The following is a 23,579-nucleotide window of genomic DNA, read 5'->3' on the forward strand; positions in this document are numbered from 1 at the left end:
AGAGACACAGCATGCGCAAAATCGCGCTGGCGACCATGGCGGTCGCCGCAGCAACGACGCTGATCCTGAGCGGCTGCTCGAACTCCGCCCGCACCGACGCCGGTTCCGGCGACGCCGCCTCCGGCTTCGAGCAGGGCTCGATCGTCGGCGTCGCCCTGCCTGCCAAGACCAGTGAGAACTGGGTCCTGGCCGGCGACCTCTTCAACGAGGACCTCGAGGCGGCGGGCTTCGAGCCCGACGTGCAGTACGCAGCGGCCAGCGGCACCGTGGCGAACCAGCAGGAGCAGATCCAGTCGATGGTCACCAAGGGTGCGAAGGTCATCGTCATCGGCGCGGCCGACGGCGGTCAGCTCGGCACGCAGGTCAAGGCGGCGCACGACGCCGGCGCGATCGTGATCGCCTACGACCGTCTGATCCTCAACACCGAAGACGTCGACTACTACGTCGCGTACGACAACTTCAAGGTCGGCGAGCTCCAGGGCCAGGCCCTGCTCGACGGCATGGCCGCCAAGAAGGCCGAGGGCCCGTACAACATCGAGCTGTTCTCCGGCTCGTCCGACGACGCCAACTCGGCCGTGTTCTTCGACGGCGCCATGAGCGTGCTGCAGCCGGCCATCGACGACGGCACCGTCGTCGTCGGCTCGGGTCAGACCGAGATCAAGCAGACCGCGACCGACGGCTGGAAGGCCGAGAACGCCCAGCGCCGCATGGACTCGCTGCTGACCAGCACCTACACCGACACCGAGCTCGACGGCGTGCTGAGCCCGAACGACACCCTCGCCCGCGCCATCATCACCTCGGTGAAGCAGGCCGGCAAGGACGTCCCCGTCGTCACCGGTCAGGACTCCGAGGTCGAGTCCGTCAAGTCGATCATGGCCGGCGAGCAGTACTCGACGATCAACAAGGACACCCGCAACCTGGTCAAGCAGGCCGTCGCCATGGTCACCTCGGTCTCCGAGGGCGACACCGCCGAGACGAACGACGACGAGTCGTACGACAACGGCTCGAAGGTCGTCCCCGCGTACCTCCTGCCCCCGCAGATCGTCACCAAGGACAACGCCGCCGAGGCCTACGCCAACGACCCCACGCTGGGCCCGTTGACCAAGTAGTCGCAGCACCGCACCACCGCACCACCGCACCACCCGAGAGCCGATCGTCCGTCAGGGCGGTCGGCTCTCGCCGTACCCGGACTCGCTATCGTGATCGGATGCACGAGGAGGCGCGGGTCGGCACGGTCACGAGCGTGACGGTCGAGCTGCTGCTCGCGTCGCCCCGCTCCCGCTACGTCGGGCGACCGTCCGACGGACCCGAGCCGGCGACCGGGGTCGAGACGCACGACCGGCTCGAGCTGCGGGCCGGCCTCGGCGTGGTCGGCGACCGCTACTTCGCGAGACCCGCCCATCGGGCGGCGTCGGTGACCGTGTTCGCGGCGGAGTCCCTCGAGACCGTCGCGCGCCTCCTCGGCTCCGGACCCTTGGACGCCGCGGCGACACGGCGGAACATCGTGCTGCGCGGCGTCGACGTCGATGCGCTGACCGGTCTCACGTTCTCGCTCGACTCGGGGGATGGGCCGGTGCTGCTGCGGGCGAACCGCCCCGCCAACCCCTGCGCATGGATGGACGTCGTGCTGGCGCCGGGGGCGTTCCGGGCCCTGCGCGGTCGGGGCGGCATCCGCTGCGAGCCTCTGACGAGCGGGGCGCTGCGTCTCGGGCCGGCGACGCTCGCCGTGCTGGGGGAAGGCGACGGGGCGGTCAGTGCCACCAGGCCGGGATCATCGACGTGATGGTGTCGAGCAGTGTCCGGCGGCTCGTGCGGCGGCCGCCGAGCCACGCCTCGATGGCGCCGACGAGGGCGTGCGCGAAGAAGCCCGAGGCGATGTGCGGCGCGATGCCGTCGGGCGCCGTGCCCGCGGGCAGGGCCTCGATGTGGGCGAGCGACGTCGTGGCGAAGTGCTCGGCGAGGGTCTGGTGGATCGACGCGTCGAGCCGGTCGGGCAGCGCGAGACGGTACACGTCGCGGTAGCGCACGACGTGGTCGACGACCCTCTCGACGGCGAGCCTCGTCACGGCCTCGGGGTCGGCGCCCGGACGCGCGCGCAGCTCGGCGTCGTCGCGGCGGATGGCGTCGAGCTCGGGGGTCAGCACGGAGGCGAGAAGACTGCCCGGCGAGGTGGCGTGGCTGTAGAAGGTGGCCCGGTTGATGCCTGCGGCCCGGGTCACGTCGGCGACGGTGATGCCCGAGACGGGCTGGTTCGACGCGAGCTCGACGATCGCCGTGTGCAGCGATCGGGTCGTCTGGACGATTCGGGCGTCGACCATGGGGGCCTCCTGTGGCGCGGTGCGGGGCCCGGCCGCGCCGGACTGACCCGAGCCTAGACCTTGGCGTCCTCCCGGCGGACCCGGTGGCGGGCGCCGTGGCGGCACCGCTCGCGCATCGTCCCGCCCCGGGGTCGTCGCGGTACGCTTGTCAGCGACGGCGTCCGTGGATCGGCATCGACCGTCACCCTCCCGTGATCTCCCGCCCCTGCCGTCGCGCGGTGCGCTCGAAACGATTCGATGCACCGTGGCGCGGCCGGGCACCGGGCTCGCCCGCCCCTCCTCGTCCTCATGTTTCGGAGCCCCGTGACCACCGTCGTCCACCCCGGTGACTCGCTCACCCGCCGTCAGCGCCTCGTCTACGTCATCGTGCTCGGCGCGCTGACCGCCCTCGGTCCGTTCACGATCGACCTGTACCTGCCGGCCTTCCCGCAGCTGCGCGAGGAGTTCGCGGTCGACAGCGGCGTGATCCAGCTGACCCTCACGGCGACCACCATCGGCTTCGGAGTCGGTCAGCTGCTGGTCGGCCCGTGGAGCGACAAGGTCGGTCGCCGCCTGCCCCTGATCGTCGCGACGGCCGTGCACATCCTGGCGAGCATCGGGGTCGCCGCGGCCCCGTCGATCGAGCTGCTCGGGCTGTTCCGCGTGCTGCAGGGCATGGGGGCCGCGGCCGGCGGGGTCGTGGCGATGGCCACCGTCCGCGACCTGTTCGGCGGACTGCCGCTCATCAGGATGCTGTCGCGTCTCGCGCTGGTCAACGGGCTCGCCCCGATCGTCGCCCCCGTGCTCGGGTCGCAGCTGCTGCGGTTCACCAGCTGGCGCGGCATCTTCGTGTTCCTCGTGGCGTACGGCGCGTTCGTCATCATCGCCGCGATCTTCCTCATCGTCGAGACGCTGCCGCCGGCCCGCCGGCTCGAGGCCGGGCACACGACGCTGGGGCAGCGGTACAAGGCGCTGTTCAGCGATCGCATCTTCGTAGGGGTGGCCCTGATCGGGGCGATGACGTTCTCGGGCCTGTTCTCGTATCTGTCGGCCTCGTCGTTCCTCTTCCAGAACGTCTACGGGCTCGACCCGCAGCAGTACGGCTATCTCTTCGCGGTCAACTCGCTCGGCATCGTCGCCGGGGTGCAGATCAGCTCGCGGCTCGCCCGCCGCGTCGGGCCGCAGTGGATCCTCGCCTGCTCGACGATCGTGCTGCTGGTGTCGGCCACCGCCATCGTCGTGCTCGACTCGGCGGGGGCCGGGCTCGTCGGGATCCTCGTGCCGCTCTGGTTCTTCATCGCGGCCTGCGGGTTCTCGTTCCCGCAGGTCCAGGTGCTCGGTCTGGCCAACCACGGCAAGGAGGCGGGCACGGCGGCGTCGCTGCTCGGCGCCTTGAACTTCGGCCTGGCCGGTCTCATCTCGCCGGTGGTCGGGTTCCTCGGGATCGGCTCGGCGGTGCCGATGGGCAGCGTGATGATCGCGACGTCGTGCGTCGCCATCGCGAGCCTCTGGCTGCTGGTGCGGCCGCGGACGGTGCCGGCGCTCGGCCACTGACCCCCGCGGTGCGGGTGCCTCCTCGGCCACCGACCCCCGCGGTGCGGGTACCTTCTGGGGATGCGCACCGACCCCCTGGCCCCGAGACCCGCGTCACCGTCCGAAGAACGTGTGGCCCGGCGCGTCCAGCGACGCTGGTGGGTCTTCAGCGCGTTGGGCGCCATCGGCGTCGTGCTGCTGCTCGGAGTCGTCATCACGGCTCGCTCGGGCGCCATCGCGATCGACGAGGAGTTCATGGGCGAGCTCGTCGAGCACCGCCACCCGTTCTGGGACGTCCCCTCGCTCGTCTTCAACGTGATCGGCGCCGGGGTGATCGGCGTCTTCGTCGTGCCCCTGGGCGTCATGGCCGTGCTGCTGCTGCGTCGACGCCCCTGGGCGGCCGTCTACTGGATCGCGGCGTGCGCGCTCAGCGCCGGCGTCGTGCAGATCGTCAAGCACGCCTTCGGTCGGGCGCGGCCGGCCGAGATCATGGTCGTCAGCGACTACGGCTCGTTCCCCTCGGGGCACACCGCGAACGCCGCGACGCTCGCCGTCGTGCTCGGCGTGGTCCTCCGCCGCGTGTGGGTCTGGGTGGCCGGCGTGCTGTACACGATCGCGATGCTGCTGAGCCGCACGTACCTCGGCGCGCACTGGCTGACCGACACCATCGGCGGGCTGCTGATCGGGGCGGGGGTGGCAGTCGTCCTCTGGGCGCCCGTCGCGCACCGGCTGCTCGACGAGCAGGAGCGCGTGCGGGGGCTGGGCTGGGTCTGGCAGCACCGCGCCTGAGCCCGTTCCGGGCGGGTCCGGCCGAGGCGGGCGTGCAGGTGCGACCGCGGTTGACGCACTCACCCGGACTCCGCGCCTCCGCGTGCCTAGGCTGACGCCATGACGGACGCACTCGAGCAGGCCAGGGCGGAGGCCGCCGCCGCGGTCGCCGCCGCCGAGAAGGCGAAGCAGGACGCGGAGGCGGCGCTCGCGCGGGCGGAACGGCTGGCGGCCGACGCCGAGGCCCAGGCGGTCGAGGAGGAGCGGGTCGAGTCGACGGCGCAGGCGACGGCCGGCGAGGCGGCCGAGACGTCGGCCTCGACGTCGGCCTCGGCGACGACGCCGACCGGCCCGCTGTCGACGGCCCCGCTGTCGACCGGGCCCCTGTCCCCGTCGGCGGTCGACGCCGTCCGTGCCGGGTACGCCTTCGACGGCCCCGCGCTCGAGCTCGGCGCCCTGGTGAACGGCGACGCCCTGCCCGACGTGCCCGTGCGCATCCCGCTCGGCATGCTCGCCCGGCACGGACTCGTCGCCGGGGCGACCGGCACCGGCAAGACCAAGACGCTGCAGGTGATGGCCGAGCAGCTCTCGGCTGCGGGCGTGCCGGTCTTCGCCGCCGACGTCAAGGGCGACCTCTCGGGGATCGCGACCCCGGGCGAGCCCTCCGAGAAGCTCTCGGCGCGCACCCGGGGCATCGGTCAGGACTGGTCGCCCGAGGGCACGCCGACCGAGTACTTCGCGCTCGGCGGCATCGGCACGGGCGTCCCCGTCCGTGCCACGGTCAGCGGGTTCGGCTCGCTGCTGCTCGGCAAGGTGCTCGGCCTCAACGACACGCAGGAGTCCAGCCTCGGGCTCGTCTTCCACTACGCCGAGCAGGAGGGGCTGCCGCTGCTCGACCTCGCCGATCTGCGGGCGGTGCTCACCTGGTTGACCAGCGACGAGGGCGAGGGAGAGCTCGAGGGCCTCGGCGGTCTGAGCAAGCAGACCGTCGGGGTGATCCTCCGCGAGCTGATCACGTTCGCCGACCGCGGGGCCGACGCGTTCTTCGGCGAGCCCGAGATCGACACGGCGGAGTTCCTGCGGACGACCGCCGACGGCCGAGGCGTGGTGAGCCTGCTCGAGCTGCCCGGGGTGCACGACCGGCCGGCCCTGTTCTCGACCTTCCTGATGTGGCTGCTGGCCGACCTGTACAACGACCTGCCCGAGGTCGGCGACCTCGACGTGCCCAAGCTCGTCTTCTTCTTCGACGAGGCCCACCTGCTCTTCGCCGACGCGTCGAAGGACTTCACGGCGCAGATCGTCCAGACCGTCCGGCTGATCCGGTCGAAGGGCGTCGGCATCGTCTTCGTCACCCAGACCCCGAAGGACGTCCCCGCCGACGTGCTCGCCCAGCTCGGCTCGCGGGTGCAGCACCAGCTGCGCGCGTTCACGCCCGACGACGCGAAGGCCCTCCGCGCTACGGTCTCGACCTACCCGACGAGCGAGTACGACCTCGCCGAGGTGCTGACGACCCTGGCCACCGGGGAGGCGGTGGTCACCGTGATGAACGAGCGCGGGGCACCCAGCCCGGTCGCCTGGACCCGCCTCCGGGCGCCGCGCGGATCGATGTCGCCCACACCGGCCGACACGATGCGGGCGTCGGTGGCGGCCTCGCCGCTGCAGCCGGTCTACGGCGCCGGGATCGACCGCGACTCGGCCCGCGAGATGCTGGCCCGCCGGCTCGAGGCCGCCGTGCTCGACGCCCGCGAACGCACCGACGCCGCGGCTCGTCAGACGACGATCGACGCCCAGCTGAAGGAGGCCGCCGCGCGCGAGCGCTCCGACGCGAAGGCCGCGGCCTCCGCCGAACGGGAGCGGAAGGCGGCCCAGGCCGAGTACGAACGTCAGCAGAAGGAGTTCGAGCGGGCCGAGCGCGCGGCGGCCGGGCGACGGGCGGGGCGCGGGGCGGCGACCCGCACCTCCTCGGGGACCCGGTCGTCGTCGCGGGAGGGCGGCGGGGGAGTGCTCGGCGACGTGCTGGGATCGAGCGCCGGGAGGGCCATCGTGCGCGAGGTCGTCAAGGGGATATTCGGCACCCTGCGGCGCCGCTGAGCAGAGGTGGCGCGGCGGTGCCTCAGGTGAGAGTGCCGTAGACGAGCACGAGCGCGCCCGAGGCCAGCGCGAAGAGGCCGACGATCACCGGCACGGTGAGCCCGGGGCGGCCCTCGTACCAGTAGCGGGCGTGCGGGTACCGCCGGAAGAACTGGCGGAGCGACATCGGCTTGTCGATGAGGGTGGAGGCGACGTCGAGCGCGTCGCGCACGGCGACGATCGCCTCGTCGGGCCAGTAGTGGCCGCGCATGCGGAACAGCCGGACCCCGACGGCGTCGAAGGCCACCAGCTGCAGCACCGTGTCGGTGCTGTTGGGGAGGTAGGTGCTGACCACCACGACCTCGGAGACCCGATCGCGGCGGACCCGCACCGAGCCGGGGAGCCATCCGCGCTTGACGAAGTGCTCGGCGTCGAGGGCGGCGAACGACAGGCGGTAGCGCCGGTAGGCGGCGAGACCGAGGGCGATCACGACGACGCCGAGAGCCACGACCACCGGCCAGAGACCGGACGGCCAGGTGAGCCAGAGGAGGGCGGCCCCGACGGGGACGATCGCCGCGAGGCCCGTGAGCGTGGCGCTGACGGCCACCGAGCGTCGAGGCTCGACGAACAGGGCGTAGTCGTCTCTCGCGACGATCGGCATCAGCTCACCCCTCGGTCGACGACGCCGTTCCGTGCGACCGCGAGGGCCTCACAGCGACTTCTGCCCGCCCCCAAGCGGGCGTCGTCGGAATCTCGATCATAGAGGGAGATGCCCGGCCGTACCGACCGATCCGTGCGGATCCGAGCCGATCACCGCCGATCGGCAGGAGGCGGTCAGCGGTCGCGCAGCTTCTCCAGCTCGCGTCGCTCGCGTTTCGTCGGTCGACCGGCGCCGCGATCGCGCACGGCGACCGTGGCGACCTCCTCGCGAGGGGGCGGCGGGGGAGTCAGATCGTCGAGCGCCAGGGCCGCGACCGGCGCGCCGACCCGCTTCACGAGGCACTGGCGCACGACGAGGATGCGCTCGAACCCGCCGAGACGCACCCGCACCTCGTCGCCCGGTCGCACCGTCTGGGCGGCCTTGACGCGTTCGCCGCCCACCCGGACGTGACCGGCGCGGCAGGCCGCCGTCGCCGCGGATCGCGTCTTGACGATGCGGACGGCCCACAGCCACGCGTCGACGCGGCACGAGGCGAGGGAGTCCATGCGTCGATGCTACGTCGGCGCGGGCGTGCGGGCGCCCCGGGCGACGGCTCGCGGGCGTCGCAGCCGCCCCGTCGTCACGGAGTCGGGCGCGCATCCGGTAGAGTGATCGAGGTCGCGCGCCGGTATCCGCCGCGCCTCCTGGAGGATTCGCCTAGTGGCCTATGGCGCACGCTTGGAAAGCGTGTTGGGTGCAAGCCCTCAGGGGTTCGAATCCCCTATCCTCCGCCGCACGACCACGAGAGCCCCCGGCATCCGTCTCAGGATGCCGGGGGTTCTCGTCGTCGCCCCGACGAGGAGGCGCGCTACGGTTGTCGCACGAGCGTCACCGATCCGGGGGGAACACCATGACCGACGAGCAGCCGCAGCCGTACCAGCCGAAGCCCTACGAGCCGCAGCCCGACCAGCCGCCGGCCTATCAGGCCCCTCAGCCCGGTGAGCACGAGTCGGCGATGCAGGGTCCGCCGCCGCTCTGGGCCCCCTACTACGACGCCCCGCTCACCGCGGCCGTGTCGCGGTTCTTCCGCAAGTTCTTCGACTACTCGGGTCGGGCCAGTCGCAGCGAGTACTGGTGGTTCGCGCTCGTCCAGGGTGTCGTGTCGTTCGTCCTCATCATGATCACCGGTCTCGTCGCCTCGATCGGCAGCACGGTCGACGCCTCGGGCCAGGCGGTCTCCGACCCGCCGCTGGCGATCTTCGTCCCGCTCGTCATCCTCAACTTCGTGCTGTGGCTGGTGCTGCTCGTCGGCACGCTCTCGCTGACCGCACGGCGGCTGCACGACGTCGGGCTCAGCGGCTTCTTCCAGTTCCTGTACCTCGTGCCGTTCGGCTCGATCGCCGTCTTCGTCATGACGCTGCTCGCGCCGAAGCCCGAGGGTGCCCGGTTCGACAAGCCCCGCGACTGATGCCGCGCCGGAGGCCCTCCGTCGCCCTCGCAGCTCAGGAGGCGCGGGTCAGCTGAGCGCGCGGGTCATGTAGCGCAGATCGAGCCAGCGGCCGAACTTCGTGCCCACCTCGCGCAGCACGCCGGCGTCGACGAAGCCGAGTGAGCGGTGCAGCCCGACCGACGCCTCGTTCTCGGCCTCGATCAGGGCGACCATGACGTGCAGGTCGTCTGCGGTCGCCTCGATGATGAGCGTCTCGAGCAGGCTGCGCCCGATGCCCGACCCCTGATGGCCCGGGCGGACGTACACGCTGTTCTCGCAGGTGTGCCGGTAGCCCTCCTTCGCGTGGAACGGGCCGTAGCTGCCGTAGCCCACGACGAGGTCGCCGTCGACGGCGACGAGCGCGGCGCGGCCCGCCTCGGAGTGGTTCGTCAGCCACTCGCGTCGCCCCTCGAGGGTCGGGGGCTCGTCCGTCCAGATGGCGGTCGAGTTCGCCACGGCGTCCGCGTGGATCTCGAGCACGCCGGGCAGGTCGGATTCGGTCGCAGGTCGTATCTCCATGGCGAGAGCCTAGGGGTGCGGCCGGCGGGCGTTCACCCCCGTTCACCGCGGCCTCCGAGCCGACCGCCCTAGTGTGGTCGTCGTGTCGACTCGCATCTACATCACGTCCGCAGAAGGCCACACCGGCAAGTCCACCATCGCGCTGGGGGTGCTCGACACCCTCAGTCACGAGCTGGGTCGCGTGGGGGTGTTCCGACCGGTCGCGCGGTCGACGGCCGAGCGCGACTACGTGCTCGAACTGCTGCTCGCGCACGACGGGGTCGACCTCGACTACGACGAGTGCGTCGGCGTCACCTACGACGACGTGCACGCCGACCCCGATGCCGCGCTCGCGACCATCGTCAGCCGGTTCGCCGCCGTCGAGCGCCAGTGCGATGCCGTCGTCGTGATCGGCTCCGACTACACCGACGTCGGCAGCCCGACCGAGCTGTCGTTCAACGCCCGGGTGGCCGCGAACCTCGGTGCGCCGGTGCTGCTCGTGCTCGGCGGGCGCAGCTCCGACGGGGGCACCGCTCGCAACGGCGCCGAGATGCGTCAGGTCGCGGAGGTCACGACGGCCGAGCTGCGCAGCGAGCACGCGAGTCTGCTCGGGGTCGTGGCGAACCGCGTCGGGCCCGATCGCCTCGACGAGGTCGTGGCGGGCGTGGGCGAGGCCCTTGCGGGTACGCCGTCCGCCGACGTGCCCGTCTGGGCCCTGCCGGAGGACCGCCTCCTCGTGGCCCCGACCGTCCGCGCCGTCCTCGCCGCGACGGGCGCGACGATGATCCGCGGCGACGAGGCCCTTCTCGACCGTGAGGCGGTCGGCGTCGTCGTGGCCGCCATGTCGATGGAGAACGTGCTGCCGCGGCTCACCGAGGGCGCCATCGTCGTCGTGCCCGGCGACCGGTCCGACGTGCTCGTCGCGACGGTGCTCGCCCACGCCTCCGAGACGTTCCCCTCGCTCGCCGGCATCGTGCTGAACGGCGGATTCGAGATGGCCCCGCAGGTCGACCGGCTCATCGCCGGTCTCGACAGCCCCCTCCCCATCGCCCACAACGACATGGGCACCTACGACACCGCGCTCGCGATCACGCAGACCCGAGGCCGGCTCGCGGCCGACTCGTCGGGCAAGTACGACCTCGCGCTCGCCCTCTTCGAGAAGCACGTCGACGGGGCGCAGCTGCTGCGCCTCCTGCAGGTCAGCCCCTCGGGCGTGGTCACGCCGCTGATGTTCGAGTACCAGCTGCTCGAGCGGGCGCGCGGCGCCGCGAAGCACATCGTCATGCCCGAGGGCGACGACGACCGCATCCTCCGCGCCGCGTCGACGCTGCTGCAGCGGGGTGTGGCGCGGATCACGCTGCTCGGCGACGAGACGGCCATCAGGGCGCGCGGTGCCGAGCTGGGGCTCGACCTCGCCGACGCCCGGGTGCTCGATCCCTTCGACCCGAGCCTGCAGGTGCGCTTCGCCGCCGAGTACGCCAAGCTGCGCGCCCACAAGGGCATCTCCGCCTCGATGGCGATGGACACCGTCACCGACGTCTCGTACTTCGGCACGATGATGGTCAAGCTCGGACTCGCCGACGGGATGGTCTCGGGCGCGAAGCACACCACGGCTCACACGATCCGACCCGCGTTCGAGGTCATCAAGACCCTGCCCGACGTGGGCGTCGTCTCGAGCGTGTTCCTCATGGCGCTCGCCGACCGGGTGCTGGTCTACGGCGACTGCGCCGTCATCCCCGACCCCACGGCGGAGCAGCTGGCCGACATCGCCATCTCGTCGGCGCAGACCGCCGAGCAGTTCGGCATCGAACCGCGGGTCGCGATGCTCAGCTACAGCACCGGCGACAGCGGCTCCGGCGCCGACGTCGAGAAGGTGCGGGCGGCCACGGCGCTCGTGCGCGAACGCCGACCCGACCTGCTGGTCGAGGGGCCCATCCAGTACGACGCGGCCGCCGATCCGACCGTCGCGGCGGCGAAGATGCCCGACTCCGAGGTGGCGGGCCGCGCGACGGTGTTCATCTTCCCCGACCTGAACACCGGCAACAACACCTACAAGGCGGTGCAGCGCAGCGCCGGGGCCGTCGCCATCGGGCCGATCCTGCAGGGCCTCCGCAAGCCGATCAACGACCTCTCCCGCGGCGCGCTGGTCGGCGACATCGTCAACACCGTCGCCATCACGGCCATCCAGGCCGGGACGCAGAGCGCCCAGGCCGCAGCCCCCACCCCCGCATCCACCCCCGAAGGGAACCCCTCGTGAGCGCAGTCCTCGTCGTCAACTCCGGTTCGTCGTCGTTCAAGTACCAGCTGATCGAGCTCGACGGCGAGCGGACCCTCGCGAGCGGTCTCGTCGAGCGGATCGGCGACAGCGTCGGGTCGACGAGGCACCGCAACGAGGTCACGGGCGACGAGACGCGCAACGACTCGCAGCCGATCGCCGACCACGCCGCGGGCTTCGCCGCGATGCTCAGCGCGTTCGAGGCCGACGGGCCGTCGTTCGACGAGTACCCGCCGGTGGTCGTCGGGCACCGCGTCGTCCACGGCGGCGAGGAGTTCGACCGGGCGACCATCGTGACCGACGACGTCGAGAAGGCGATCGATCGGCTCTCCACCCTCGCGCCCCTCCACAACCCCGCCAACCTGCAGGGCATCCGGGCGGCGAAGAAGGCCTTCGCCGACGTACCGCACGTCGCCGTCTTCGACACCGCGTTCCACCAGACGCTGGCCCCCGCGGCGTACACCTACGCCATCGACGCCGACCTGGCCAAGCGACACCACGTGCGCCGGTTCGGGTTCCACGGCACGTCGCACAAGTACGTCAGCGAGAAGACGGCCGAGTTCCTCGGGCGGCCCCTCGCCGAGCTGAAGACCATCGTGCTGCACCTCGGCAACGGGGCGTCGGCGGCCGCCATCGACGGCGGGCGCTCGATCGACACGAGCATGGGCATGACCCCGCTCGAGGGTCTCGTGATGGGCACGCGTTCGGGCGACATCGACCCCGCCGCCGTCTTCCACCTGCACCGCGAGGCCGGCCTCGACGTCGCCGAGCTCGACACGCTGCTCAACAAGAGGTCCGGGCTGCTGGGTCTCACCGGCAGCGGCGACATGCGCGACGTGCAAGACAGCGCCTCTCGCGGCGACGCCGTGGCCGAGGCCGCGCTCGCCGTGTACCGCCACCGCCTGCGGCACTACATCGGCGCGTACGTCGCCCAGCTGGGCGGGCTCGACGCGGTGGTCTTCACCGCCGGAGTGGGCGAGAACAACGCTCTGCTGCGCCGACGCACCCTGGCGGGGCTCGAGTTCTTCGGCATCCACGTCGACGACGACCGCAACGAGCTGGCGTCCCGCGAGGCGCGCCTCATCTCGCCCGACGGGTCGGCCGTGAAGGTGCTCGTCGTGCCGACGAACGAGGAGCTCGAGATAGCACGGCAGTCCGCGGCGCTCGTCTGAACCATCTGAGACGCGAGAGGGCCCCGGGAGCGCGAACTGCGCCTCCGGGGCCCTTCGTGGTCTCCCCGACGACCGAGGAGGCGCGGGTCAGTACTTGATGGTCGCCAGAGCGTCCGACACGGTCGCGTCACCCGAGACGACCTCGAACTGGGTCTTCACGGCCGTGCCCTCGATCAGCGCCGTGGCGATGATCTCCGCCACGTCGGCACGGGGGATGGTGCCGCGGTCGACGGTGGTGCCCAGGGTGACGAGACCGGTGCCGGCGTCGTCGGTGAGACCGCCGGGGCGGACGATCGTCCAGTCGAGGTCGCGACCGCGGAGGTCCGCGTCGGCCTCGCTCTTGGCGCGCATGTACACCTGGTACACGTCGTCGTCGTTCTCGGCGGGCAGTTCGGCGCGGGCCGGGTCGAAGTCGTCGGTGCCGATGGCCGAGACCATGACGTAGCGACCGACTCCGGCCTTCTCGGCGGCGTCGGCCAGCAGCACGGCGCCGTCGCGATCGATGGTGAGCTTGCGCTCGGCACCGCTGCCGCCCCCGCCACCGGCGGCGAACACGACTGCGTCGGCCCCGTCGAGGTGGCCGGCGAGCGTGTCGACGTCGGTCTTCTCCAGATCGAGCACGAGCGCACGGGCACCGGCTGTCTCGAGGTCGGCGGTGTGGTCTGCGTTGCGGACGATGCCCACGGGGTCGTGCCCGGCGTCGGCGAGTCGGCGTTCGAGGAGCAGGGCGATCTTGCCGTGTCCTCCGGCGATGACGATTCTCATGCCACCAGGCAACACCCCGGGTCGCGGCGGGCACTCAGATGCCGCTAAACTTCTCGAGGCTCCTCACGTGGCGCCATCCAGGCCAACTCCCCCAGGGCAGAAATGCAGCAAGGGTAACCGGGCTCTGGCGGGTGCGTGAGGGGTCTTTTCTCGTCTCGGGGCGCCGTCCGTCGAGGTCCCCCCTGTTCGCGGGGTGCGGATCGGCGGCTCCTCCGCATAGGATGACGGCACGTCGACGCCAACCACGTCGACCACGCGCCGCTCACCACGACGCGATCCGGCCCCTCACCAAGGCCGGTTGTCCCGCCCCTCACCACGGCGGAACGAGATCGATCGACCCGAGAGGACCGCGACCGTGACGTCGCACAGGATCAGAAACGCCTCGTCGACCCCTACCCCGGGCGACCCCGCGCCGACCATCGTCGTCGGCTCACCGTCTCCGCTCTCGGGCGGGTCCGACTCGTCCACCCGCGGGGGAGCGCGCCGCAGCAGGCGGAGAGACAGTCGTCGCCCCGTGGCGCCGCGGATCGCCCTCGGTCTCGTGGTCGTGCTGCTCGTCGGCCACCTGGGGGCGACGCTGCTGTGGTCGTCGGCCGCGAACCCGGTCCGGGCGGCCGTCGGGGAGGAGACCCTGCGCGGGTACATGCTGCCGTTCTTCCAGCAGAGCTGGTCCGTCTTCGCCCCCGATCCGGTCTCGAGCGACATCTCGCTCGACGTCCGCGCCGTCCCGACCGGCGAGAGCGCGGCCACCGAGTGGTTCACGATCACCGATCGCGACATCGCCAACGGGGTGACGCACCACCTCGTGCCGTCGCGCACCTACCTGACCAACTTCTCGCTGGCCCGCGGGTACTTCCGGGCCTATCAGGCGCTCGGCGACGAGGCCGGCCCCGCGGTGGGGCAGACCCTCACCGACGGCGACTGGCGGCAGGAGCTCGTCGACGACCTCGCCGCGACGTCCTCCGCCGGCGACGGCGCCGTCCGGTCGTACGTCGACTACGAGGACGCCCTGAACCGCATCGCCTCCGCGGTGGCCACGGCCCAGTGGGGCGAGGTCGACGACGTCCAGGTCCGGGTCCGCATCACTCCCGTCACCCCGTTCGAGCAGCGCGCCGACCCCGCCCCGAACCCCGAGTTCCGTTTCGTGACGGGCGGATGGCGCTCGCCGCTGCCCGACTCGACGCTCGACCAGGGCGCCATCGACGTGCTGTACGGCCCCGGGGGTCGGTCGTGAGCGCCGTGGTGGACGTCGCCCGCGCCTCCTGGGCCCGGCTCGCCGGGCGTCTCGAGTGGTGGTTCCTCGACGGCCGGAAGGCGCTCTACGGCGTCGCCGCCGCGCGGATCGTCACCGGCCTGGGCATCCTCCTCTTCGTGCTCGCGAACGCGAGCACGGCGTCGTACACCTGGGGAGGCGCGTCAGGCTGGTCCGAGCCGCTCAACCGGTCGTCGACCTGGGGGTTCCCGTTCGTGATCTTCGACGCGGCGCAGGTGGGCGGCCCGGCGTTCTGGATCGGCTACGTCGCGCTGGGGCTGTCGGCCCTCGCGCTCCTCCTCGGCTGGCACGCCCGCGTCGCCGCGATCGCGACGCTCTGGCTGTACGCCAGCCTCGCGGCCTCGAACGTGCTCGCCGTCGACCAGACGGACAACGCCGTCCGGCTGTTCCTCTTCTACTTCTGCTTCACCGACCTCTCGCGCGTCTGGTCGCTCGACGCGCGTCGGAGGAGCCGTCAGGAGGCGCGGGGTCGTGCCGCGGTCGCCTCGCGTCCCCGATGGGTCGCCCGGGCCCGTGAGGAGGCGGGCTGGGTGTCGACGCTGCTGCACAACGGGGCTCTCGTGGCCGTTGCGGGTCAGCTCTTCGTCGTCTACGTCGTGGCGGGCCTGTCGAAGGTGCAGGGCGAGCTCTGGCGAGACGGCACGGCGATCTACTACCCGCTGCACGTCGACCGATTCGCGCCGTGGCCGGCTCTCAGCGGTCTGCTGACCGCCAGCGGCGTGCTCGTCGCGTTCGCGACCTGGTTCGCCGTCGCGGTGCAGCTGTTCTTCCCGTTCCTGCTGCTACGGCGCTGGACCAGGGTCGTCGGCCTGCTCGGCGTGACCGGCATGCACATCGGGATCGGCCTCTTCATGGGCCTGCCGTTGTTCTCGCTCGCGATGCTCGCGGCGGACATGATCTTCATCCGGACGGTCACCTTCCAGCGCGCCGCGGTGTTCGTCGCGGAACGCGCCCGGACCGCCCGGGCCAGGATCTCGAGATCGAGGGGAGGGATCGGCGAGCTGCCCGAAGGCGCGCCGAGCGATCGGACGTCGCCCGCCGTCACCTAGCGAGGCGACCACGCGACACCACCACCTGCACCACAGCACACCCTCGGCCAACCACCGGGGGAGTCGGATCAGCCGGCGGGCCCGAGGCCCGCCAGAAAGAGGCACCCGTGCGACAACTCACTCACCGCGGCCCCCTGGGCACGCTAGGACTCTGGGGGGCGGCCGTCGCCGTGGGGACGCTCGTCGTCACCGCGACGGTGGTCCCCGCCCAGGCGGCACCACCGGACGTCTCCGAGGCGGAAGGGCTCTTCCTCAGCGGGAGCGGCATCGTCGACGTCGACGAGGTCGCCGAGCTCGGGGGCGCCTACTCGTCGTACTCGGGCACGACGTCCGCCCCGGTCGTCGACCCGCTCGACCTGACCGCGCTCCAGACGCTCCGCATCCAGGGCGGCGTGCAGCTGCTCGGCGACAACGGCATCCTCGACCTGGGCGCCGTGTCGCAGTACGGCTCGGCGACACCGAGCGGGTCGGTGGCGGCCTCGGGGCTCATCACCGAGGGCGGTCTCGTGCAGGCCGGTGACGGCACGCCGGCCCAGCAGGCGTCCCTCGACCTCACCGGGTTCCTGACCCAGGCCCAGATCGCCGGTCTCGCCGACGAGCTCGCGCTCGAGATCGGCGCGATCTCGTCTCGCGCCGAGGCCACCCGCACGAGCACCGGATACACCGTCGACAGCGAGTACCAGGTCGACGGAGCGACGATCGCCCTGCACAGCCCGGCGGTGGAGGCGCTCACCGGCGATCTGACGACCACCATCGACGACCTGAACGACTCGGCGAACGGCGCGACCGCAGATCTCCCCGACACGATCGAGACGGGTGTCCTCGCACCTGTCCGCGGTGCGCTGTCGGTGCTGGGGAGCACCCTCACCCTGGCCGACACGCAGGCGGCCGTCACGGCGAGCGTCGATCTGCCCGCCGCGACCGCTCCCGTCCTCTCGGCGCCGTTGACCAGCGGGCCCGTCACCGTCGACCTGTCGACCGGTGACGTCACGGTCGACGTCGCCGAGCTGCAGTCGCTGAACGATCTGCCGGCGAACACGGAGCTGCTCACGGGAGCCGCCGTCGAGGCGGAGCTCCAGACGGCGCTGTCGACCATCTTCGACACGACCCTGCCCGACTCGCTGAGCACCGCGATCACCGGAGCGATCGACACCACTCGGGTCCAGGCCGTCGTCACGACGACTCCGACCGTGTCGGTGACTCCTCTGCTCGGGTCCGCCACCAGGGCGCCCCTCGGCACGCTCACCATCAGGGTCGACACGACGCTCGGCGCTCTGCTCGGGACGGACCCCACCCGGCCCGTCGCGACGTCGACGCTGACGCCGCTCCCGAACGCCACTCCCGCGATCGAGCTGCTGCTGGTGCCGGTCCGGGCGCTCCTGAACGACGTCGTGCTCACAGGCGTCTCCGACGCCGTCGAGGTCGCGTTGCCCGGCATCACGCGGCCGGTGCTCGCGCCCGTGCTCGACGGGACCGCGCTCGACGCGGTCGGGGACGTCCTCTCCGCGGCGACGAGCGGGGTCGGCGACGTCCTCAGCCCGGTGCTCGACGTCGTGAACAGCCTCGTCTCGGTGACGGTGAACTCGCAGTCAGGTCCCGGTTTCCGCGACCCGGACGGCACCGACACCGGCGCCTCCACGGTCCGTGCACTGCGTCTGGCGATCCTGCCCGATGGTGCGGGCTCCGGCGCGGTGGTCGACCTGGCCAGCGCCACGGTCAACGCGCAGGCGCTCGACGTCCTGACGATCAACACCCCCGACGCCGGTGACGAGTTCGTCGTCCTCGGCCCCGCCACGCAGACCGCGGTGACGGTGGGCGGTCTGTCCGCACCGGAGGCCGTCGTGAACGTGACGATCGGCTCCGCGATCGCTCGGACGACGGCCACCGCCACGGGAACGTGGAGCGTCGTCGTCCCGGGCGTCGCCGTCGGACCGGACCAGACCGTCTCGGCCACCCAGACCGTCGGCGCCGGGGCTCCTTCGGCCGCCGTCACCACCGTGATCGACGTGCGGCTCGCCGCACCGGTCGTCATCACGAGCCCCGACGGCTCGGCACCCGTCGTCGTGGCCACGTCCACGAGCACGACGGACGTCACCGTCACCGGGACCGCGGAGCCCGGCGCGACCGTGCGGGTCTCGCTCGGAGCAGGGGCCCCTCAGGCCGCGGTGAACACGGACGGACGGTGGACGACGACCTTCACCGGCGTCGGCGTCGGGACGTACGACATCACGCCCGAGCAGTCGCTCAATGGGACGGTGTTCGTCGAAGGCGAAGCGGTCACGATCGAGGTCGAGACCGCCGATGTCGGCACGGACGTCCTCGGCACCGACGTCCTCGGCACCGACGTCCTCGGCACCGATGCGACCGGTACCGTCGCGACGGACAGCGCCGGCACGGACGCCGTCGGGACGATCGCCACGGACAGCGCGGGGACGGATGTGATCGGAACCATCGCGACGGACACCGCTGGTGCGGACGTGATCGGCACGGTCGCGACGGACAGCGCGGGGACGGATGCGATCGGCACCATCGCGACGGACAGTGCGGGGACGGATGTGATCGGCACCATCGCGACGGACAGCGCCGGCACGGACATCGTCGGCACGGTCGCGACGGATTCGGCCGGATCGGACATCGTCGGCACGGCGACCGATTCGATCGGTACGGACATCGCCGGCACGGCGACGGATTCGACGGGCACGGACGTGCTCGGCACGGATGTCGTGGGCACCGACGTGACGGGCACGGACGTGCTCGGTACGGCGGTCGACACGCTCGGCACGGACTCGGTGGCCACGATCGGCACCGACGTCGTGGCCTCGATCGGCACCGATGTGGCCGGCACGGTCGCGACGGACACCGCCGGCACGGACGTGATCGGCACCATCGCGACGGACAGTGCGGGTTCCGACGTGATCGGCACCATCGCGACGGACAGCGCGGGGACGGATGTGATCGGCACGGTCGCGACGGACAGCGCCGGGACGGACGTCGTCGGCACCATCGCGACGGACTCGGCCGGGTCGGACATCGTCGGGACGGCGACCGACTCGATCGGCACCGACGTGATCGGCACCGCCACGGACACGGCGGGGACGGACGTGCTCGGCACCGATGTGCTGGGTACTGATGTCATCGGCACGGACGTGCTCGGTACGGCGGTCGACACGCTCGGCACGGACGCGGTGGCCACGATCGGCACCGACGTGGTCGGCACGGTCGCGACGGACACCGCCGGGACGGACGTGATCGGCACGGTCGCGACGGACAGTGCGGGTTCCGACGTGATCGGCACCATCGCGACGGACAGCGCCGGAACGGACGTCGTCGGCACCATCGCGACGGACAGCGCCGGAACGGACGTCGTCGGCACCATCGCGACGGACAGCGCAGGTACGGACGTCGTCGGCACCATCGCGACGGACTCGGCCGGATCGGACATCGTCGGGACGGCGACCGACTCGATCGGCACCGACGTGATCGGCACCGCCACGGACACGGCGGGGACGGACGTGCTCGGCACCGATGTGCTGGGTACTGACGTCATCGGCACGGACGTGCTCGGTACGGCCGTCGACACGCTCGGCACGGATGTGCTGGCGACCGACGTGACCGGCACGCTCGGCACGGACGTGGTGGCCTCGGTCGGCACCGACGTGGTCGGCACGGTCGCGACGGACACCGCCGGCACGGATGTGGTGGCTTCGGCCGGCACCGACGTGGTCGGCACGATCGGCACGGATGTCGTCGGCACCATCGCGACGGACACCGCCGGCACGGATGTCGTCGGCACGGACGTGGTGGCCTCGGTCGGCACCGACGTGACCGGCACGCTCGGCACGGACGTGGTGGCGTCGACCGGCACAGACGTGACCGGCACGGATGTGGTGGCTTCGACCGGCACAGACGTGACCGGCACGGTCGGCACCGACACCGCCGGCACCGACACCGCCGGCACGGACACCGCCGGAACCGACACCGTCGGCACCGACACCGCCGGCACCGACACCACTGGCACCGACACCGCCGGTACCGACACCGCCGGCACGGACACCGCCGGCACCGGCACCACGCCCGACGCGCTCCCTGGCGACCACTCCTCCACGGTCCAGATCAAGCGCATCGTCCGCGGCACCGGAGTCGTCCAGACCGTCTACGGCACCGACTTCGTCCCCGGTGAGACGGTGAGCGCGGTCGTCCGATCGACGCCGATCCCCCTCGGTTCGCAGGTCGCCGACGAGAACGGGACGGTCACGTTCCGGTTCGCCGTCGGCGCCGACTTCGAGCTGGGGCTGCACCGCGTCGAACTGACCGGCAGCGACTCATCGCTGGTCGAGCCGGAGAACGACAGCACGCAGTTCGTGGTCGTCGACGCGGCCGTCGGAGCGGGTGCGGTCGGAACAGAAGGAGGCGCGGGCATCGTCGTCGGGGCGGGCGGACGCCCTAGCACCGGAGGCAGCACCCTCGCCTACACGGGACTGGACGCCCTGCCCTGGGCGGCCACCGGCACGGGCATCCTCGTGCTCGGCCTCGGGATGCTGCTGGCCTCCCGTCGCCGCAGCAGGATCGGGACGACGATGCGCTAGAGCCGGGGTCGGTGACGACGGGGGACTCACCCACCTCGTCGTCGCCGCCCATCGAGAGAGGGCCTCGTCCGCAGTCGCGGGCGAGGCCCTCTCGCGAGTAGTCCGCTGTCGGTGGCCCCGGCTACTCTGGTCCCGTGGTCACCGCCTTGTATCGCCGTTACCGGCCAGAGAACTTCTCCGAGCTCATCGGGCAGACGCAGGTGACCGATCCTCTGCGCACGGCCCTCCGCACCAACCGCGTCAACCACGCCTATCTCTTCAGCGGTCCCCGCGGGTGCGGCAAGACCACGTCGGCCCGCATCCTCGCCCGCTGCCTCAACTGCGCCGAGGGGCCCACCGACACCCCGTGCGGCGTCTGCCCGTCCTGCGTCGAGCTGGCCCGAGACGGCGGCGGCTCGCTCGACGTCATCGAGATCGACGCGGCCAGTCACAACGGCGTCGACGACGCCCGAGACATCCGAGACCGCGCCATCTTCGCGCCGGCTCGCGACCGCTTCAAGATCTTCATCCTCGACGAGGCCCACATGGTCACGCCGCAGGGCTTCAACGCCCTGCTCAAGGTGGTCGAAGAGCCGCCGGAGCACGTCAAGTTCATCTTCGCGACCACCGAGCCCGACAAGGTCATCGGCACGATCAGGTCGCGCACGCACCACTACCCCTTCCGTCTCGTCCCCCCGGCGCAGATGCTCGACTACGTGCAGCAGCTCAGCGCGACCGAGAAGGTCGACGCCGCACCCGGCGTGCTGCCCCTCGTGGTCCGCGCCGGCGGCGGCTCCGTCCGCGACACCCTGTCGCTGCTCGACCAGCTCATGGCGGGCAGCGAAGACAGCGGCATCGAATACGAACGTGCCGTGGCCCTCCTCGGCTACACGCACGCCTCCCTCCTCGACGAGGTCGTCGAGGCCCTGGGCGCGCACGACGGTGCGGCCGCCTTCGCGGCCGTCGACCGGGTCGTGCAGACCGGGCAAGACCCCCGTCGCTTCGTCGAAGACCTCCTCGAGAGACTGCGCGACCTGATCGTCGTCGGCGCGACGGCCGACGGGGCCTCCGCCGTGCTCCGTGGCATCACCGCAGACGAGCTCGACCGCCTGCTGCACCAGGCCCGGTCCTTCGGCGCCGCCGAGCTCTCCCGCTCCGCCGACGTCGTCAACCGCGCCCTCACCGACATGACGGGGGCGACGTCGCCGCGTCTGCACCTCGAGCTCATGATCGCCCGGGTGCTCGTCCCCGAGGCCGACGAGACCGAACGCGGGGCACTGGCCAGGGTCGAGCGCCTCGAGCGTCGCGTCGGCGTCGAGGGCGTCGAGGCGTCGGTCGCGGGTGCGCCTCCCACCGCTCGCACCTCGTCGCCGGCCGCCGCCGCACGCACCGAGTCCCGTGCGACTCAGCCCCCCGCGGCGGCTCGCACGCCGGCACCCGCGGTCGAGTCGACCCCGGTCGCCGGGTCGGCACCCGGTGCCGTCGCCGCCACGGCTTCGGCCGCCTGGGGTGCCAAGACCCCAGACCCGAACCCAGACACACAGCCGGCGCAGGCGGCACAGCCCAGGCAGGCAGAACAGTCGACGCCGTCGGCTCCGGCCGCGCCGACGGCGGCCCACTCGGCGGCGTGGGCACAGACGCCGCCCGTGGTCGACGGCGTCCCCGCCGACCCGGCCGAGCGCGCATCGTCGACGGCCCCGGTCACACTGCAGCAGATGCGCGACAGCTGGCCCGAGATCGTCGAGGTCGTCGAGAAGGCCAAGCGCACCGCGTGGATGGTCGTCGTCACCGCGACGGTGCAGGCCTACGCCGACGACGTCCTCACCCTGACCTTCCCGAGCGCCAGTGACGTCGAGAACTTCAAGAAGCCGCAAGGCGCGGGCGAAGGCGTCAGCGAGCACCTCCGACGCGCCATCCAGAGCGTCCTCGGCGTGACCGTCAAGTACATCGCGCGGGTCGAGGGTGCGCCGTCACGCCCAGCCCCGGCCCCGGCTCCGACGGAGACCCCGGCGACGTCGAACCCCGTGTCGCCGGCCGACGCACCGGCGCCCTCGGCCGCCGAGCCGTCCGCCGCCGAGCCCCCTGCAGACGAACCCGCGGTCACGGAGCCCCCGGCGCCGAGCCGAGCGCCTGCAGCGCCGGCGCCCGTGGCCGCACGACCGGCCGCCCGTCAGGCCGCCTCGCCCGTCACCGGGTGGGACGTCGCGGCGATCCCGCAGACGGCGCCGCCCGAACCCGACGAGCCCGAGCACATCACCGAAGAACCCGACGGCGGAGCCCCGCGGATCGACGCCGATCCGGCACCCGTCGCGGCACCACCCGCGACCGGTCGTCCGTCGGATGGTCCGTCGTCGTCGTCGGCATCGAGCAGGGTCTCGACGTCCGGTGCGGGCGCACCGAGCGAACCGTCACGGTCCGGCGCCTCCGCGCCCGAGCGCCGGGCGGCCGCCGGCGACCCCCGACGGGGCATCCCCGCCAACTCGAGGTACGGCGAGGCCGTCGTCCGTGAGATCCTCAACGCCCAGTTCATCGAAGAAGAGACGATCGCTCCCCGCGTCACGCCTCAGAGAAGCGAGTAGTCGTGTACGAGGGCATCGTCCAAGAGCTCATCGACGAGTTCGGCAGACTGCCGGGCATCGGTCCGAAGTCGGCGCAGCGCATCGCCTTCCACATCCTCCAGAGCGAGAACTTCGACACCACCCGGCTCTCCGAGCTGCTCGTCGACGTCAAGACCAAGGTGCGCTTCTGCGAGATCTGCGGCAACGTCACCGAACAGGAGACGTGCGGCATCTGCCGCGACCCCCGACGCTCGCCGGCCACCATCTGCGTGGTCGAAGAGGCCAAAGACGTCCAGGCGATCGAGAGGACGCGCGAGTTCCGTGGGCTGTACCACGTGCTCGGCGGGGCCATCAGCCCCATCGACGGCATCGGACCGGACGATCTGCGCATCCGGCAGCTCGTCCAGCGTCTCGCCGACGACACCGTCCAGGAGGTCATCATCGCCACCGACCCGAACCTCGAAGGAGAGGCCACCGCCACGTACCTGTCGCGAATGCTCTCGCCGTTCGGTCTCCGGGTGACCCGACTCGCGTCCGGCCTGCCGGTGGGCGGCGACCTCGAGTACGCCGACGAGGTCACCCTCGGCCGGGCCTTCGAAGGGCGCCGGCTCGTCACCGAGTGAGGCC

General features: G+C 72.0%; 18 protein-coding genes, 1 tRNA gene and 1 other RNA gene. 15 read left to right on the top strand and 5 right to left on the bottom strand.

Annotated features, from left to right (window positions below):
• The first annotated feature begins 11 nt into the window (after positions 1 to 11).
• Positions 12 to 1,109, top strand: a complete 1,098-nt coding sequence (locus SOM13_RS04155) for a sugar-binding protein (protein WP_192058728.1) — start codon at positions 12 to 14, stop codon at positions 1,107 to 1,109.
• 98 nt (positions 1,110 to 1,207) lie between these two features.
• Positions 1,208 to 1,783: an MOSC domain-containing protein gene (locus tag SOM13_RS04160; protein ID WP_192058725.1), complete on the top strand. Its 576-nt coding sequence runs from the start codon at positions 1,208 to 1,210 to the stop codon at positions 1,781 to 1,783.
• Here SOM13_RS04160 and SOM13_RS04165 read toward each other — a convergent pair.
• Positions 1,752 to 2,318 (bottom strand): TetR/AcrR family transcriptional regulator, encoded by a 567-nt coding sequence (locus SOM13_RS04165; protein WP_192058723.1) that lies wholly within the window; start codon positions 2,316 to 2,318, stop codon positions 1,752 to 1,754. The two genes, SOM13_RS04160 and SOM13_RS04165, sit on opposite strands and share 32 nt — an antisense overlap.
• 288 nt (positions 2,319 to 2,606) lie before the next feature.
• Here SOM13_RS04165 and SOM13_RS04170 point away from each other — a divergent pair, with 288 nt between their 5' ends.
• The 3 genes from SOM13_RS04170 (at position 2,607) to SOM13_RS04180 (ending at position 6,689) form a co-directional block, all read left to right on the top strand.
• On the top strand, positions 2,607 to 3,851 hold the full coding sequence (locus SOM13_RS04170; protein WP_192058721.1) for a multidrug effflux MFS transporter: 1,245 nt from the start codon (positions 2,607 to 2,609) through the stop codon (positions 3,849 to 3,851).
• 60 nt (positions 3,852 to 3,911) lie between these two features.
• Positions 3,912 to 4,619 (top strand): phosphatase PAP2 family protein, encoded by a 708-nt coding sequence (locus tag SOM13_RS04175; protein ID WP_192058719.1) that lies wholly within the window; start codon positions 3,912 to 3,914, stop codon positions 4,617 to 4,619.
• Positions 4,620 to 4,718: 99 nt separating this feature from the next.
• Positions 4,719 to 6,689, top strand: a complete 1,971-nt coding sequence (locus SOM13_RS04180; protein WP_320478963.1) for a helicase HerA-like domain-containing protein — start codon at positions 4,719 to 4,721, stop codon at positions 6,687 to 6,689.
• A 22-nt stretch (positions 6,690 to 6,711) separates the two neighbouring features.
• Here SOM13_RS04180 and SOM13_RS04185 read toward each other — a convergent pair whose 3' ends face one another.
• Entirely contained in the window at positions 6,712 to 7,329 is a 618-nt protein-coding gene (locus SOM13_RS04185; RefSeq protein WP_320478964.1) for a hypothetical protein, read from the bottom strand.
• 173 nt (positions 7,330 to 7,502) lie between these two features.
• A complete protein-coding gene (locus SOM13_RS04190) occupies positions 7,503 to 7,874 on the bottom strand; it encodes an RNA-binding S4 domain-containing protein (protein WP_192058713.1) in 372 nt (123 codons plus the stop codon).
• 140 nt (positions 7,875 to 8,014) lie between these two features.
• Here SOM13_RS04190 and SOM13_RS04195 point away from each other — a divergent pair.
• Together SOM13_RS04195 and SOM13_RS04200 are read left to right on the top strand one after the other, a co-directional pair.
• Positions 8,015 to 8,099, top strand: a tRNA-Ser gene (locus SOM13_RS04195).
• Positions 8,100 to 8,218: 119 nt separating this feature from the next.
• On the top strand, positions 8,219 to 8,776 hold the full coding sequence (locus SOM13_RS04200) for a DUF805 domain-containing protein (protein WP_244636775.1): 558 nt from the start codon (positions 8,219 to 8,221) through the stop codon (positions 8,774 to 8,776).
• 48 nt (positions 8,777 to 8,824) lie between these two features.
• Here SOM13_RS04200 and SOM13_RS04205 read toward each other — a convergent pair whose 3' ends face one another.
• The gene (locus tag SOM13_RS04205) at positions 8,825 to 9,316 is read right to left on the bottom strand and encodes a GNAT family N-acetyltransferase (RefSeq protein ID WP_192058711.1); all 492 of its coding nucleotides are present in this window, start codon (positions 9,314 to 9,316) and stop codon (positions 8,825 to 8,827) included.
• A gap of 82 nt (positions 9,317 to 9,398) precedes the next feature.
• On the opposite strand from SOM13_RS04205, the gene pta reads away from it, so the two are divergent.
• Positions 9,399 to 11,552 carry a phosphate acetyltransferase gene (gene pta, locus SOM13_RS04210; RefSeq protein ID WP_192058709.1) on the top strand — a complete coding sequence of 718 codons (2,154 nt, stop codon included), beginning with the start codon at positions 9,399 to 9,401 and terminating at the stop codon, positions 11,550 to 11,552.
• Complete coding sequence (locus tag SOM13_RS04215; RefSeq protein ID WP_243215395.1) at positions 11,549 to 12,742, top strand: acetate/propionate family kinase; 1,194 nt, start codon at positions 11,549 to 11,551, stop codon at positions 12,740 to 12,742. Before pta ends, SOM13_RS04215 begins: the two co-directional genes overlap by 4 nt.
• A gap of 87 nt (positions 12,743 to 12,829) precedes the next feature.
• Here SOM13_RS04215 and SOM13_RS04220 read toward each other — a convergent pair whose 3' ends face one another.
• Entirely contained in the window at positions 12,830 to 13,507 is a 678-nt protein-coding gene (locus SOM13_RS04220; protein WP_320478965.1) for an SDR family oxidoreductase, read from the bottom strand.
• A 54-nt stretch (positions 13,508 to 13,561) separates the two neighbouring features.
• On the opposite strand from SOM13_RS04220, the gene ffs reads away from it, so the two are divergent.
• The 6 genes from ffs to recR all read left to right on the top strand — a co-directional run bounded on the left by ffs (position 13,562) and on the right by recR (position 23,575).
• Positions 13,562 to 13,658, top strand: an RNA gene (gene ffs, locus SOM13_RS04225) — signal recognition particle sRNA small type.
• A 363-nt stretch (positions 13,659 to 14,021) separates the two neighbouring features.
• Complete coding sequence (locus SOM13_RS04230) at positions 14,022 to 14,741, top strand: DUF5819 family protein (protein ID WP_192058703.1); 720 nt, start codon at positions 14,022 to 14,024, stop codon at positions 14,739 to 14,741.
• Positions 14,738 to 15,829 (top strand): HTTM domain-containing protein, encoded by a 1,092-nt coding sequence (locus SOM13_RS04235; protein WP_192058701.1) that lies wholly within the window; start codon positions 14,738 to 14,740, stop codon positions 15,827 to 15,829. Before SOM13_RS04230 ends, SOM13_RS04235 begins: the two co-directional genes overlap by 4 nt.
• 107 nt (positions 15,830 to 15,936) lie before the next feature.
• Complete coding sequence (locus SOM13_RS04240; protein ID WP_320478966.1) at positions 15,937 to 20,415, top strand: choice-of-anchor G family protein; 4,479 nt, start codon at positions 15,937 to 15,939, stop codon at positions 20,413 to 20,415.
• A gap of 134 nt (positions 20,416 to 20,549) precedes the next feature.
• Positions 20,550 to 22,973 carry a DNA polymerase III subunit gamma and tau gene (locus tag SOM13_RS04245; RefSeq protein WP_320478967.1) on the top strand — a complete coding sequence of 808 codons (2,424 nt, stop codon included), beginning with the start codon at positions 20,550 to 20,552 and terminating at the stop codon, positions 22,971 to 22,973.
• A gap of 2 nt (positions 22,974 to 22,975) precedes the next feature.
• Entirely contained in the window at positions 22,976 to 23,575 is a 600-nt protein-coding gene (recR, locus tag SOM13_RS04250) for a recombination mediator RecR (RefSeq protein ID WP_192058695.1), read from the top strand.
• Positions 23,576 to 23,579 lie beyond the last annotated feature (4 nt).

The sequence above is a fragment of the Frigoribacterium sp. CFBP9030 genome (assembly GCF_034045195.1).
GTDB lineage: Bacteria > Actinomycetota > Actinomycetes > Actinomycetales > Microbacteriaceae > Frigoribacterium.

Coding starts and splice junctions, on each gene's coding strand:
- SOM13_RS04205 (WP_192058711.1), bottom strand. CDS start 9,316: ATGGAGATACGACCTGCGACCGAATCCGACCTGCCCGGCGTGCTCGAG.
- SOM13_RS04200 (WP_244636775.1), top strand. CDS start 8,219: ATGACCGACGAGCAGCCGCAGCCGTACCAGCCGAAGCCCTACGAGCCG.
- SOM13_RS04160 (WP_192058725.1), top strand. CDS start 1,208: ATGCACGAGGAGGCGCGGGTCGGCACGGTCACGAGCGTGACGGTCGAG.
- SOM13_RS04185 (WP_320478964.1), bottom strand. CDS start 7,329: ATGCCGATCGTCGCGAGAGACGACTACGCCCTGTTCGTCGAGCCTCGA.
- SOM13_RS04180 (WP_320478963.1), top strand. CDS start 4,719: ATGACGGACGCACTCGAGCAGGCCAGGGCGGAGGCCGCCGCCGCGGTC.
- SOM13_RS04220 (WP_320478965.1), bottom strand. CDS start 13,507: ATGAGAATCGTCATCGCCGGAGGACACGGCAAGATCGCCCTGCTCCTC.
- SOM13_RS04170 (WP_192058721.1), top strand. CDS start 2,607: ATGTTTCGGAGCCCCGTGACCACCGTCGTCCACCCCGGTGACTCGCTC.
- SOM13_RS04165 (WP_192058723.1), bottom strand. CDS start 2,318: ATGGTCGACGCCCGAATCGTCCAGACGACCCGATCGCTGCACACGGCG.
- SOM13_RS04155 (WP_192058728.1), top strand. CDS start 12: ATGCGCAAAATCGCGCTGGCGACCATGGCGGTCGCCGCAGCAACGACG.
- SOM13_RS04190 (WP_192058713.1), bottom strand. CDS start 7,874: ATGGACTCCCTCGCCTCGTGCCGCGTCGACGCGTGGCTGTGGGCCGTC.
- SOM13_RS04175 (WP_192058719.1), top strand. CDS start 3,912: ATGCGCACCGACCCCCTGGCCCCGAGACCCGCGTCACCGTCCGAAGAA.